This window comes from Streptomyces sp. NPDC057137, assembly GCF_042670825.1.
GTDB lineage: Bacteria > Actinomycetota > Actinomycetes > Streptomycetales > Streptomycetaceae > Streptomyces.
The window spans coordinates 1-13,238 of record NZ_JBHUUW010000038.1 but is presented as its reverse complement, the minus strand read 5'-3'; the positions used below and the strand labels follow the sequence as shown (position 1 = coordinate 13,238).

Annotated in this window: 11 protein-coding genes; 4 read left to right on the top strand and 7 right to left on the bottom strand. The window is 68.2% G+C overall.

The features are described from left to right. From ACFT9I_RS25980 to ACFT9I_RS25960, 5 genes are all read right to left on the bottom strand, one after another. Complete coding sequence (locus ACFT9I_RS25980) at positions 1-549, bottom strand: enoyl-CoA hydratase-related protein (RefSeq protein ID WP_382567988.1); 549 nt, start codon at positions 547-549, stop codon at positions 1-3. Between the two features lie 31 nt (positions 550-580). Next, positions 581-2,293 carry an FAD-dependent monooxygenase gene (locus ACFT9I_RS25975; protein WP_382567987.1) on the bottom strand — a complete coding sequence of 571 codons (1,713 nt, stop codon included), beginning with the start codon at positions 2,291-2,293 and terminating at the stop codon, positions 581-583. A 1-nt stretch (position 2,294) separates the two neighbouring features. Continuing rightward, positions 2,295-2,996 carry an alpha/beta fold hydrolase gene (locus tag ACFT9I_RS25970; protein WP_382567985.1) on the bottom strand — a complete coding sequence of 234 codons (702 nt, stop codon included), beginning with the start codon at positions 2,994-2,996 and terminating at the stop codon, positions 2,295-2,297. 238 nt (positions 2,997-3,234) lie between these two features. Then, positions 3,235-4,539 carry an alginate lyase family protein gene (locus ACFT9I_RS25965; protein WP_382567983.1) on the bottom strand — a complete coding sequence of 435 codons (1,305 nt, stop codon included), beginning with the start codon at positions 4,537-4,539 and terminating at the stop codon, positions 3,235-3,237. 116 nt (positions 4,540-4,655) lie between these two features. Next, positions 4,656-5,660 carry a hydroxyacid dehydrogenase gene (locus ACFT9I_RS25960; RefSeq protein WP_382567982.1) on the bottom strand — a complete coding sequence of 335 codons (1,005 nt, stop codon included), beginning with the start codon at positions 5,658-5,660 and terminating at the stop codon, positions 4,656-4,658. A 310-nt stretch (positions 5,661-5,970) separates the two neighbouring features. On the opposite strand from ACFT9I_RS25960, the gene ACFT9I_RS25955 reads away from it, so the two are divergent. From ACFT9I_RS25955 to ACFT9I_RS25940, 4 genes are all read left to right on the top strand, one after another. Further along, entirely contained in the window at positions 5,971-6,825 is an 855-nt protein-coding gene (locus ACFT9I_RS25955; protein ID WP_382568094.1) for an ABC transporter permease, read from the top strand. Next, on the top strand, positions 6,822-7,721 hold the full coding sequence (locus tag ACFT9I_RS25950; RefSeq protein WP_382567981.1) for a carbohydrate ABC transporter permease: 900 nt from the start codon (positions 6,822-6,824) through the stop codon (positions 7,719-7,721). The genes ACFT9I_RS25955 and ACFT9I_RS25950 overlap by 4 nt, the downstream gene beginning before the upstream one ends. A 101-nt stretch (positions 7,722-7,822) precedes the next feature. After that, complete coding sequence (locus tag ACFT9I_RS25945) at positions 7,823-9,472, top strand: extracellular solute-binding protein (RefSeq protein WP_382567979.1); 1,650 nt, start codon at positions 7,823-7,825, stop codon at positions 9,470-9,472. 70 nt (positions 9,473-9,542) lie between these two features. Beyond that, positions 9,543-10,580, top strand: a complete 1,038-nt coding sequence (locus tag ACFT9I_RS25940) for a LacI family DNA-binding transcriptional regulator (RefSeq protein ID WP_382567977.1) — start codon at positions 9,543-9,545, stop codon at positions 10,578-10,580. Between the two features lie 122 nt (positions 10,581-10,702). Here the strand turns inward: ACFT9I_RS25940 and ACFT9I_RS25935 are convergent, their stop codons facing one another. Continuing rightward, positions 10,703-11,491, bottom strand: a complete 789-nt coding sequence (locus tag ACFT9I_RS25935; protein ID WP_382567975.1) for an SAM-dependent methyltransferase — start codon at positions 11,489-11,491, stop codon at positions 10,703-10,705. Between the two features lie 250 nt (positions 11,492-11,741). Continuing rightward, positions 11,742-13,088: a M14 family metallopeptidase gene (locus tag ACFT9I_RS25930; RefSeq protein ID WP_382567973.1), complete on the bottom strand. Its 1,347-nt coding sequence runs from the start codon at positions 13,086-13,088 to the stop codon at positions 11,742-11,744. Between the last annotated feature and the right edge of the window lie 150 nt (positions 13,089-13,238).

The following is a 13,238-nucleotide window of genomic DNA, read 5'->3' as shown; positions in this document are numbered from 1 at the left end:
TCAGGTGGCTCTTGACCGCGGCGATCGAGGTGCGCGCCCGGCATGCAACTGGGCCCATTCGATCCCTCCGCCGCCCGGGAACGCGCCGAAGCCCACCTCGGGAAGGCACAGGCGGGTGTTCTCCTTGCTCGCGAATCGCATGTCGGCCGCCGCGGCGAACGCGAAGGCGAATCCGCGGGCCCGTCCGCGCAGGACGGCGATACTGACGACCGGGGTGGTGCCGAGCCAGTAACTGAACGCGGGCCACTCCTGGAGGATCTCCACCGGCTCCGACCCCGCCGGCTCCGAACCGCCATGGCCGGCGGCCGTGAGGTCCAGATGGGCGCCGAAGAATTCCGGATTCGCGCTCTCGAAGATCAGTACCCGAACGTCGTTCGCGGAGTCCTCGGCAAAGGACTTCACAGCCTTCAGACCGGCGAACACCTGCGAGTCGATCAAGTTGAAGGGTGGGTTGTCGATCACCGCGACGAAGCAGCCCGGAGATATCTCGCGCAGGCGGACCACCTCGTTCTGGATCAACGAATCCTCTGAAACAGCGGCGTTCTCCATGGCTTTGTCTCCTTCGCGTACGGCTCAGGACTCAGCTGCCGTTGGCCGGTGCGAGGCCGTCTGTTCCGCGGGGCAGGTCCAGGATTCGGTGCAGCGCGTTTTCCAGCGCCTGGTGCTCGTCGTCGGCACTTCCGGCGGAGCGGAAGCCGACGAATCCGTCCGGGCGGATGAGCAGGGCACCGGAAGGCTCCAGCCCGTAACGCCGCAAAAGGTCATCGACGGCCTCCTCGACGGGCGAGAGATCCGAGCTCAGGCCGAACGTCCTGAGCGGGATGCCCAGTTGCTCACGAAGCTGATTCGCGGCCTCCACCCAGTCGGCGTTGTCCGGACCGGTGAGAAGGACGAACCCGCCGTCGTAGAGGTCGATCGTCGAGATCACCTCGCCGCGAGAGCGCACCCAGGAGTGCGGTGCCCGTGCGCCCGGCCGGGCGGTCGGGCGGTACTCGGCCACGCCGGACTCGATGATCTCTGTGCCGTCGGGCACGATCGCCTCGCTCCGGTACTGGTATCCGAACTGCTGGCCGTGCGAGGCCAGCATCGCCCGCTGGGCGGGGATACCTTCGGCGATGGCTCGTCGAGCGGGTGCTCCTTCCGCGGTCTCCAGCGTCGCCAGGAAGTTCCTGTCCCGCATCATGAAGCCGGTCTTCTCCATCTGCCGCGTGTTGTGCATCATCTGCTCGCCGTTGAACTCCGCGACCGGGAGCCGTTCGTCCTCGTACGAGGTGAGCAGCCCGTCGCCGGCGTTCCAACGAAGCTTCGCGGCCAGTTTCCACGCGATGTTCTGCGCGTCCTGTACCCCGCTGTTCAGCCCGAAGCCGCCGTGCGGTGGGAAATGATGAGCGGCGTCGCCGGCCAGGAAGACGCGACCCTCCCGCCATGTGTCCGTGACGGACAGGTCGTGACTCCAGGACCAGATGTGGTGAATTCTGATGGCGACGCTCTCACCGATCGCGGCTGCGACCTGCCTCTCGCACTCCTCCACGGTCACGGAGTCGGGGTCGGCCCCCGGCGCGATCTCGAAGTTGTAGCGCCACCGAGTGGCGCCGTCGCGGATGAACGCTCCCTGGGTGTCGGCGTTGATGATCCAGATGATGGGGATGAAACGCTCACCCAGGAACGGCCCCAGGTCGGCGTCGAACTGGACATTGATCGCGGTGCCGAGCGACTCCTGGCCGTGCTCACCGATGCCCAGAGTGCGGCGAACGACGCTGCGAATACCGTCCGCCGCGATCGCGTACCGCGCGGTGGCCGTGTACCGGGCACCGTCAGGGTCGGTGTAGGTCGCCGTTACCGAGTCGGCGCCGTCGGCCAACTCGACTACTTCACAACCGAGTCCGATGGTCACGCATGCCATGTCCTCGGCCGCTCTCGCCAGGATCGGCTCGAACATGTGCTGACCTGCTGTCGATACACGTTCGGGCGATTGCTGCTCGAACAGGCGGGAGGTCTCATCGGCGTCGCCGGCGGACATCTGGCCGATCTCGATGCCGTTCAAACGTGTCATCCACGCGATGGTGATGTCGTCCGGCATTCCCGCGGTGAGTTCCCGGATGGGCTTGCCGACTCCCCACTCGCGGAATATCTCCATCGTCCGGGCATGCACGCCGTTGGCCTTCGGGTATCTGGAGAACTGATCACGTCGTTCCAGTACCAGGCACCTGATGCCGGCGCGGCCGAGGGCGAGCGCGGCGCTCAGGCCTACCGGACCCGCTCCGATGATCAAGACTTCGGTCTCGTCGCTCATGTCAACCGGCGCTGTTGATGAACGTTTCGACTGCCTTCTGGCACTGCTTGCTGCCAGGGATGTCGAAATGGTCCGCGCCGTCGACCGTGAGGCGCGTCGCGTTCGGAATCGTCTCCGCCACCAGGTCCGACGGTCCGGCCGCATCGGCGCCGCCGTCGACGACCAGCGCCGTGGCCTTGATCGCACCCAGGCCCTCGACGGTGACGAAGCGATGGCTCGACGCGAGGTGGCCCGCGACCGCCTCGCGATCGTTGCCCGCGTCGGCGATCATGGCGCGGATCGCCAGTGCCATGGGATTGTCCGTCGGCTCATCGGCCGAGCGCAGACCCTCGATGAGCGGCTTCTGCATGGTCTCGTGGTGCAGCCCGGCGGTCAGCACCATGTCCGCGGCTCCGAGAACGGCAATCCGCTCGAACAAGGCCGGGCGCTCGCAGGCCGCCAGCAACAGAGCCCAGGCGCCGGCGGAGAAGCCGATGGCGTCGACCGATCCGTGCTTGGCCGCCTCGTCAAGGACGAGATCGGCGGCGTCGCGGCCGACAGCGTCCTTGGACGTCCCGTGGCCGGGGAGGTCGACGCCGATCACGGTTCGGCCGGCCGACTCCAGGCTGTCGACCCAGCCGCCTCTGCGCCACTGCGTCTCGAAGTTGGACGCCATGCCGTTGATGAGAATGACCGGGCGGTCGTGGGAGGTGTCGCTGCTCATGCCTTGTCTCCTCGTGATGCGGGGCGAAGAGCCTGCCTCGCTGCGTGCGGCGCCCGCCTGTTGGCTCCGGACGCCGTCCCGGGTTCCGCGATACGCTTCGACAAGAAGATAAGTGGCAAGATGTTCTTGCACAAGACTATGTGGGGAGGCTTGATGCTGATACAGGTGCGCGACCGGGGGGCGGGGCGGGGCGCTCGGCCCCGCCTCGCCCCCCGTACAGCCTGCTGGAGGACGGGTCTCAGTACGCGTGCTGAGCGGCCGGCCTCAGGTCCCAGAGGTCGCCGCCGGGTGGCGCCTGCAGCTTCGGGACGGCCGCCTTCGCCGCCTTGTGGCCTGCGTCGGCCGCCGCGTGGACCATGTCGCTCGCCGCGTAGCGGTAGAACTCAAGCTCCGGATGTGGCCAGGTGGCCGCCTCGGTGGCGGTGGGCAGCAGATAGTCGATGGCGCCGAACAGGCTCTGCCCCTGCGGCCCTTGGTAGGACCAGAGATTCACGCCCACCTGCTTGCCGATGGCGGCGAGCCGGCTGAAGGCGGCCAGGTTGTAGTTCGAGTAGTGCCAGCTCCTGGTGCGCGCCAGTTCCCGGGGCTGACCGCCGGCCGCGGTGATCTGGGTGTCGATCAGCTTGGCGCCCTGTTCGCGGACCGTCCTGCGCGCCAGTTCCTTGTCCCCGGTGGCGACCGCGAGGCCGGCGATCTGCATGGCCGCGTACGTGCCGTGGTTGTTCGTGGCGGCGGACTCCTGCTTGCCGAAATCGGAGTTCACCAGCCAGTCCAGATAACCCTCGTTCCAGGTCCGCAGGCCCGCGCGGTCGCTCTTCGTCCAGCCGGGCGCTCCCGCGTCGAGGATCGCCATGGCGTCGAGATTGACCGTGTAGTACTGCGCGAAGTCGATGATGCCGATGGCGCGGCCGTCGTTCTTGCACGGGATGCCCTGCGCGTAGTTCAGATTCGGGTTCATCCGGGTCTCGGGGTCGACGAACCAGGTGCGCAGAATCTCGGAGGCGTGCTCGGCGTACTCCTTCTTCCCCGTGTAATACCAGGCCAGGGTCAGGACGGGCACCGACTTGAGGACGTTCCCGGCGTCCACGCGGTCGGTGCCGATCTCGGCCTCCGGATTGCGCACGCCGTCGCGCTCCACGTACGGGCAGCCCCGCGGGTTCTCGGCGGTCGGCGGCTGGCTGGCCCAGAAGTAGGGGGCCTGGCTCAGATAGTCGTGGATGTCGCCGCTCGCGGCCGGCTTCGGCTTGTCGGTGACGGTCCACGGACCTTTCCCGAGCCATGAATCGGCCTGCTTGGTCAGCGACTTGACCTCCTCGCGCAGCTTCCGGTCGCCGAGGGCGACGCGGACGCGGGCCTCCACGAGCCGCTTGCCTTCGACGACGGGCGTCTTCGGTATGACGAGGCTCCCGTGGCGCGCGGAGGCGCCGGACTGCTCCTGCGGGTTCGCGGAAGCGGCCGATGTCGTCATCGGCAGAAGGAGGGCGGCGACGGCGATCGCTGCGGCGATCAGGGCCGGCGGACGTCGGCGGGGGATTGGGCTCATCGAACACTCCTGTCATATGTATGAACTGAGTTCATGGACGAGACCGTGTGAGAGTAGGGCCGCCTGATTCGTCTGACAATGCTCCGCGCAGAGTTCAGATATAAGAATTCGGCGCGTCAGGCCAGCCGGGTCAGCTCCGCCGCCGTGATGGCCCCGTGCAGCGGTTCGCCGCGGATCCAGCGTTCCGCCTCCTCGATCGCGTACAGCCCCAGGCGGCTCACCTCGCTGCCCTGCGCACCGGCGATGTGCGGGGTGACCAGGACGTTGGGAAGTTTGAGCAACGCGTGCCCGGGAGGCAGGGGTTCGGGGTCCGTGACGTCCAGGAACGCGTTGAGGCGGCCGGTGGCGCACTCGCCGGCCAGGGCTTCGGTGTCGACGAGCGTCCCCCGGGACGTGTTGATGACCGTCCCGCCGTCCGGTACGAGAGCGAGGCGCCGGGCGTCCAGGAGCTGATGGGTCTCGGGGAGTTTCGGTGCGTGAACGCTGACGATCGAACTGGAACGGCACAGCTCGTCCAGATCGCAGAGCCGGGCTCCCAGGGCCTCGGCGTCGGCCCGCGACACGTACGGATCGCTCAGCAGGATCCGGGTGTCGTTGCCCGAGGACGCCAGCCGCGCGATCACTCTGCGGCCTATGCGTGACGCGCCGATGATCCCGACGCTACGGCCGTACGCGCCTTCGCGCTCCGCGAAGGACGGCCAGCCGTCGCGATACCGGGCCGCCGTCGGCAGGGCTTTCTTGGCCGCGAGCGTGATGGCCGCGACGGTGAAGTCGGCGACGGGCCGCGCGTTGGCGTCCGCCGCCGACGACACGGCCACGCCGCGCTCCCAAACCGCCTGTGTGACCAGCGACTTGACCGTGCCGGCGGCATGGATCACGGCACGCAGCCGAGGTGCCGCGGCCAGCACCTCGGCGGTCAGCGGAGGGCAGCGCCACCCCGTGATCAGGATGTCCGCCCCGGCGAGGGCGGCCCGTGCCCCCGGTGTGGTGAGGCTGCCGTTCAGCTCCACCGGATCCGGCGCGAAGCTCGCCGTGAGCCGTCGGCGCAGACCGGGCGGGAAGAGGGCCTCGGCCACCTCGGCGCCCATGGCGAGTACTGCGGTAGGTCGGTCGGTCGGCATGAACTCCACCCTCGTGCAAGCGATTTCATGAAGTCGCCTGGAGAGTAGATGCAGGTCGCAGCAGGGGTCAAGAAGTCGCGCAGCACGAGGTGTTGACCCTTCTCTGCAATCGCTCTAGGTTTCGTGCACCTTCCACCGACGAAAGAGAGACACCGTGGCTGTGCTGTCGAAGCAGCGCGACCGCGACGAGGTGGTGAAGCCACCAGGCGCGGCGATCGAACCGGGCGGACCGGACGCGTCAGGCGGTGACGCTTCGCGCAAGCGGTTGCATCTGCCGCGTATCCGCAGGGATCGCGTCCTGCTCCTGCTGATGGTGCCCGGACTCGCGTATTTCCTGCTCTTCCACTACGGCCCGATGGTCGGCAGCGTCATCGCCTTCAAGGACTACGTGCCCTTCGACGGCCTGTGGGCCAGCCAGTGGGTCGGGTTCGACAACTTCCAACGGCTGTTCGAGGACACGGACTTCTGGCAGACGGTGTGGAACACCCTCTACATCTCCGTGCTGCAGCTCGTCTTCTTCTTCCCCGTACCCCTCGCGCTCGCGCTGCTGCTGCACAGCCTCACCAACGATCTGCTGCGACGGTTCGTCCAGTCCGTGGTCTACCTGCCCCACTTCATCTCCTGGGTGATCGTCGTCGCGCTGTTCCAGCAGGTCCTCGGCGGCACCGGGATGCTCAACAGCCTCCTCGGCGACGCGGGACTGCACACCGTCGACATCATCGGGAACCCCGACGCCTTCCGCCCGCTCGCCGTGGCCCAGGTGATCTGGCGGGACGCCGGCTGGGGCACGATCATCATCCTCGCCTCGCTCAGCCAGGTGAACGAGCAGCTCTACGAGGCCGCGGCGATGGACGGCGCGGGCCCCTGGCGCCGCTTCTGGCACGTCACGCTGCCCGCGATCCGGCCCATCCTGATCCTGCTGCTCATCCTGCGGCTCGGCGAGATTCTCAACGTCGGCTTCGAGCAGATGATGCTCCAACGCACCACCTACGGGCCCGAGGTCGCCGAAATCCTCGACACCTTCGTGTTCTTCAAAGGCATCGCGGGAGGCGACTTCGGATACGCCGCCGCTGCCGGCCTCTTCAAGGGCGTGATCGGCGCGCTGCTCGTCTACAGCGCGAACAGGCTCGCCCACCGCTTCGGTGAGCAGGGGGTATACCGATGAGTGCCACGACCAAGGCCGTGCGGCCACCCTGGATGGAGAAGCCGAAGCCGGTCACCTCCGTGGCCAAGGGCATCGCCCTGGCCGTGGTGGTCGCGCTGGTGATCGTCCCCTTCCTCGTGGTGATCTCCACCAGCCTCGCCTCCAACGAGGAGGTCACGGCGAACGGCGGCTGGGTGCTCTGGCCAACGGACCCCACCCTGCGCGCGTACGACCAGATCTTCGCGGGCGGCATCGTCGGCCACGCCCTGCTGGTGAGCGCCGGCGTCACCATCGTCGGCACCCTCGCCAGCATGCTCTGCACGGTCACGCTCGCCTACGCGCTGAGCAGGCCCGGTGTGTACGGGGGCAAGCCCGTCCTGCTGGTCGTGCTGTTCACGTTCCTCTTCCCGCCGGGCATGATCCCCGCCTTCCTGCTGGTCGACGGGATCGGCCTGAAGGACAACTACCTGTCGATCATCGCCCCGTTCCTGATCAGCGTCTTCAACCTGGTCGTGCTGCGCGGCTTCTTCCAGTCCATCCCCGACGAGCTGTACGAGGCGGCGCGACTGGACGGCGCCGGCGACTGGCGGATCCTGTGGTCCGTCGTACTGCCGCTGTCCAAGGCCGCGCTCGCCGTCGTCGGGCTCTTCTACGCCGTGTCGTACTGGAACGCCTGGTTCTACTCCTCGATCTATCTGGAGAGCGATCACTGGCCGCTCCAGCAGGTGCTGCGGACCTATGTGATCGGCGGCGCGCAGCTCGCCGACTCCAGCGCCGCCGACGCGAGCCAGGTCGCGGCCCCGCAGACCCTCCAGATGGCCGTGCTGGTCACCGCGACCGTACCGATCCTGATCGTCTACCCCTTCCTCCAGCGCTACTTCACCAAGGGCGTACTCACCGGCGCCATCAAGAGCTGACCGCGACGCCGTCCGCGTACGCGCCACTCGCCAGCCGCGCCACTCGCGTACCGCACCCCCCCGGACCCCGGCTCCCGTGACCTCAAAGAAGAGGACTTCTCATGAGTGACTCCCTGTCCCGCCGTACCCTCCTTCGCTCAATCGCCGCAGGCGGCGCGGTCGTTGCCGCGCCGTCCCTGCTCATCGGCTGTTCCAGCTCCAGCAGCAGCGGTGACGCCATCGGCAACGAGGGCGCCGAACTGGTGCCCTGGCCCGCCTACCTCCCCTTCCAGGGGCCCAAGCCGGACCTCGCGCCGACCGCCGAGGGGGTACGCGCCGGGTATCTGACATATCCCTCGGAACTGAAGAGAGCCGGCACGGAGAAGCCGGGCGACGGCAGCACCATCAAGGTCATGTCGATCACGTACGGCACCCCACCGCGTTCCCGCGACGAGAACAAGTACTGGCAGCTGGTCGAGTGGGAGCTGGGCGTCAAGATCGAGTTCACCGCGGTGCCGGCCGCCGACCAGCCCAACAAGTTCGCCACGATGATGGCGAGCGACGACATCCCCGACATCATCAACACCGGTGGCGGCAACCCGCTGCCCCGCGAGGTGCAGTTCGTCCGCTCCCGGTGCGCGGATCTGTCGGAGCACCTGTCCGGGGACGCGATCAAGGACTATCCCAACCTCGCCAACATCCCCACCCGCGCCTGGAGCGACGCGGGACGTATCGGCGGCAAGCTGTACTGCGTTCCGGTGGAGCGGCCTCTGCTGGGCCACTGCATGTTCACCAACCAGGAGGCGTTCGACAAGGCGGGCTACCGCCCCGGGATGTCGAGCGCCGACTTCCTCGCCCTCGCGAAGACCGGGTCGCTCGGCAAGAAGGCGCTGCTCGGGGCGTCCATGGAGAACGTCTACGGCTACCAGGTGCACGGCGTGTGGCACGGTGCCCCGAACATCTGGGGCCTCGACGGCGATCAGGTCGTCAGCGCGTACGGCACCGAGGAGTTCAAGGCCGCGGTCGCCTACATGGCCGAACTGCGCAAGGCGGGCGACTACTTCAAGGATTCGATGGCCACCTCCCAGGTGGACCTGAAGACCCTCTTCGCCAACGGCACCGTGCTCTCCATGACCGACGGTGTCATGGCCTCCCTGCCCGCCATGCAGGCGAACAAGGGGGCGTACACGGTCGGCACGGCCCTCGCCTACACACCACAGGGAGCCAAGTCCGCGTACATGGCCTCACGGGCGACCTTCGGCTACACCGTGCTGCGGAAGGCGTCCAAGGAGCGGGTCCAACTGCTGCTGCGGGTACTGGACTTCCTCGCCTCACCCTTCGGCACCGAGGAGTACGAGAAGATCCACTACGGCGTCGAGGGAGTGCACTTCAAGCGGGACAAGGACAACAACCCGATCGCCACCGAGAGCGGTCTCATCGACAACAAGATCAGCCTGCCGGTGACCAACCTCTCGGACGCCCCCACGCCGCTGTATCTGCCGGGCTTCCCGGAGGAGACGAAGGCGCTCCACGCGTACGAGTCCAAGGTCATACCGCTGATGTCCCGGGACGCCCACTGGGGACTCCAGTCGGAGACCTTCAACCGCGACGGGGCGAACCTGACTAAATTCATCAAGGACAGCATCGCGGGCGTGGTCAGCGGCCGGAAGTCCCTCGGCGACTGGGACAAGGCCGTCGAAAAGTGGCGTTCGGACGGCGGCGCCCGCTGCGAGGAGGAGTTCACCAAGGAGTACGTGGCCGCCAAGGCGTGATCATGGCGCACCATGGTGGGCAGGAAGGGTGGCGGCCGGCCGGCCGCCACCCGCACAACGAGGAGGGGCATTGGGGGAACGCGTCACCATCCAGGAGGTCGCCGCCCGTGCACAGGTCTCGGCCGCGACGGTGTCCCGGGTGCTCTCGGGCAGCCTTCCGACGTCCGCCGGCGCACGGGCCAAGGTACTCAGGGCCGTCCGGGACCTCGACTACGTCGTCAACGCCCACGCGCGAGCCCTGGCGGGCACGGGCCGCAAGACCGTCGCCGTACTGACCCGCAACGTCACGAGCCCCTTCTTCTCCCAGGTCGCGCAGGGAGTGGAGAACGAGGCGACCGCCCGCGGGCGCCTGTGCATCGTCTGCACCACCGGCAACGACATCGGGCGCGAGCACGAGCTGGTCCAGATGCTGCGCGAGCAGGGCGCCGAGATGGTCGTGCTCGTCGGCGGCGCGGTCGAGGACGACGAGTACCGCGAACGCATGGCCCGCTACGCGCAGGCCCTGGCGGCGGTGGGGTCGAGGCTGGTGCTGTGCGGGCGGCCCGCCCCACCGCCCGAGGTACCGGCGGTCGTCGTCGAGTACGACAACGAGGCCGGCGCCTACGGCATCACCAGCCATCTCCTGACGGCGGGTCACCGGCGTATCGTCTTCCTCGGCCAGCTCCCGGGAAACTCCACGTCGGAGGACCGGATCGCCGGGTACCGCAAGGCACTTGGCGATTTCGGACTGCCGCCGGAGGCCGCGCGGGTGGTCGGCACCGGCTTCAACAAGCGGCAGGGGTACGAGACCATGAACGGCCTCCTCGAAGCCGGGAAGCCGGACTTCACGGCCGTCTTCGCGGGCGACGACGAGGTTGCCGCGGGAGCCATGAAGGCGCTGCGGAAGCACGGTCTGAGCGTGCCCGACGACATCTCGCTGATCGGCTACAACGACGACCCGGTCGCCGACGATCTGACCCCCGGGCTGACCACGGTGCACATCCCCGCCGAGGAGATGGGCCGCGCGGCGGTCCGGCTGGCGCTGCGCGAGGAACAGGGGCCCGGCCAGGAACGGCACCTGCTGGGGACGCACATCGTGGTCCGCAAGAGCGTCGGCCGGCCCGCCTGAGGCCCCCACAGGGCATCCGGTCGCCCCTGGTCCGCTCACCAGGGGCGACCGGACATGCCCGGACATGCCCGGACTTCAGCCCCCGAGGCGGACGGACGTGATCAGCTCCGTCCCGATGGTGCTCAGCGGACGCGGGCCACACCCACGTAGAAGGAGCTCTGCTCCACCGCGGGGGCCGGCTGGTCCTTGAACCAGTTCGGGGCCGTGACCAGTCCTGGGGCCACCAGGTCGAGCCCGTCGAAGAAGCGCTCGACCTCGGTGCGGGTGCGCAGCCGGAGGGTGATGCCGCCCTTGCTGTAGGTGCCGGTGACCTTGCCCACCAGTTCCTGCGGCTGGAAGTCGGCGGTGCCCTGCGAGAGCATGAGGACGCTGCCGGAGGGCAGCGCGTCCACCAGATCGCGGACGATGCCGTACGGGTCGTCCTCGTCCGGGACGAAGTGCATCAGGGCGATGAGGGACAGGGCTATGGGCCTGGTGAAGTCCAGGAAGCCGCGGGCGTGTTCGAGGATCGTGTGCGGCCTGCGGACATCGGCCTCGATGTAGTCGGTCGCTCCGTCGGGTGTGCTGATCAGCAGGGCCTCGGCGTGGGCCAGCACGATCGGGTCGTTGTCCGTGTAGACGACGCGCGCGGCGGGCTCGATCTCCTGGACGATCTGATGGAGGTTCGGCTTCGTGGGGATCCCGGTACCGATGTCGAGGTATTGGTCGATACCGCTGCGCGCCGCCCAGGCGACCGCGCGGTGCATGAACGCGCGGTTCAGCCGGGAGTCACGCCTGGAGTCCTCGGGCAGCTTCCGCCCCACCTCCTGGTCGACCGGGTAGTTGTCCTTCCCGCCCAGGAGAAAGTCGTACACCCGCGCCGGATGGGGCTTGCTCGTGTCGACACGGGGCCGGGGTGTGTCTGCCGTCATCAGGTTCACAGTCCCTTACGGATATCGGGGAGGAAGGCTGGGCACGCGCGGACGGCCGCGGACCACCACGCGGTGTACCCACTCCACTGCTCCACGATCCCATCGGGACTGTCGATGATAGAGCCCGCCGGCCGAGTACTCGACGGTGGCCCGTCCACCGGGCACGGGACTCGCCGCGAAAGGCGGTGCCCGGTACCCGGTGGACGGTCAGACGGTAACTGCCGCCGCCGTCAAGGGAGGTGACGGTATGTCAGGCCGCGCAGTACTGCGACTCCTTGCCGATGGACCGGTACATGCAGTCCGCGTTCTCCAGCAGTTGCAGGACCGCGTCCCGGTTGCGGCTCGTCTCGCGCTCGATCACCTCGTCGGGCGGGTAGAAACCGCCGCCGCCGGAGCTGCCCGGGTACATCTCGAAGGTGTACGCGAAGACCTTCTGGTTGCCCCACAGCCAGTCGTCGATCGACCCGTCCGTGATGTAGAGGTCGCTCGCCTGCTCCGCGGTGTAGCCGTTGCTCGCGCCCATCTTCCCGCCGACCGCGGCGAAGGCGTTCCGGTCGTCGAGCGTCATGCCAGGAGCCGTGTTGGCCGTGGTGTAGCCGTACGGCCACAGCACCAGCTCGCTGTACGTGTGGAAGTCGATGGCCGCCTTGAGCTGCTGCTTGCCGCCGACGACCCGGCTGCGCGCGAAGTCCGCGACCACCTTGACCTCCGGCGCGGACTCGGCACGCGCGCCGCGGTACGTCTCGGTGCCGGGGCTGCTGGAGGAGCCGCCGCAGCAGCCCCACTGGAAGGCCCAGTTGCGGTTGAGGTCCGTACCGACCCTCGACGAGCCGGAGTTGGGCTGGCGGTTCAGCCGCCAGCTGCGGTAGGAGCCGGTGGCGATGTCGTACTCGCCGCCGTCCGGGTTGACGTCCGGCACGATCCAGATCTCGCGGTTGTTCACGGCGTTGGTGACCCGTGAGTCCGTGCCGTAGGTGTCACCCAGCTCGCGTATCAGATACAGCGCCATCTCGACGGTGAGGTGCTCGCGGGCGTGCTGGTGGTGCGTGAACAGCACCTCGGGCTCGTTCTCGTCCGCCGTCACGTTGTCGCTGATCTTGACCGCGATGATGTCCCGGCCCTCGTAGCTCTTGCCGATGACGCGCTTGCTGATGAGGTTCGGGTGGGCGGCGATCCGCTGGTTGATCTCGGTGTTCATCTCGGCGTAGTTGTGATATTTCGAGTCGGCCGAGGGGAAGTCGAGCGGCTGGAGCGCCTTTCCGTTCGTCCGGGCGGGCGGCGCGGGCAGCACGTCGAGCTGGTAGCCCTGTGCGCGCAGCCGCTCGGCCTGGGTGTCGGTGGCGCTGACGACCGTCGAGCGCTCGCCCGCCTCGTCCACCGACACACCGGTGGAGGCGAGGGCGGTACGGGTCGCGACATCGGTGACACCGGGGACGTCGTACTGCCGGATCCGCTCCTCGGCGGCGACGGGGGAGTTGGGCGCGCCCTTCGGGTCCGGGGGCGCGGCCTCGGCGGTGAAGGGGACGGCCACGGCGAGCGCCAGCATGGCCGCGAGGGTGGCGGCCTTCCATCTGCTCTCGCGTACGCGAAGTCGCATGTTGTCTCCTGGGTGGGGGGTTCCCGGCCGTGACGCGTCGGGTGCGGCGGCCGCTTGTTCGCGCACATCGTGGAGCGCTGGCATGACCTGGTCAAGTGGCGAACTTCGGCCATGCGTCGACGCGGTACGCGCGGATGCCCGGCCGGGGAC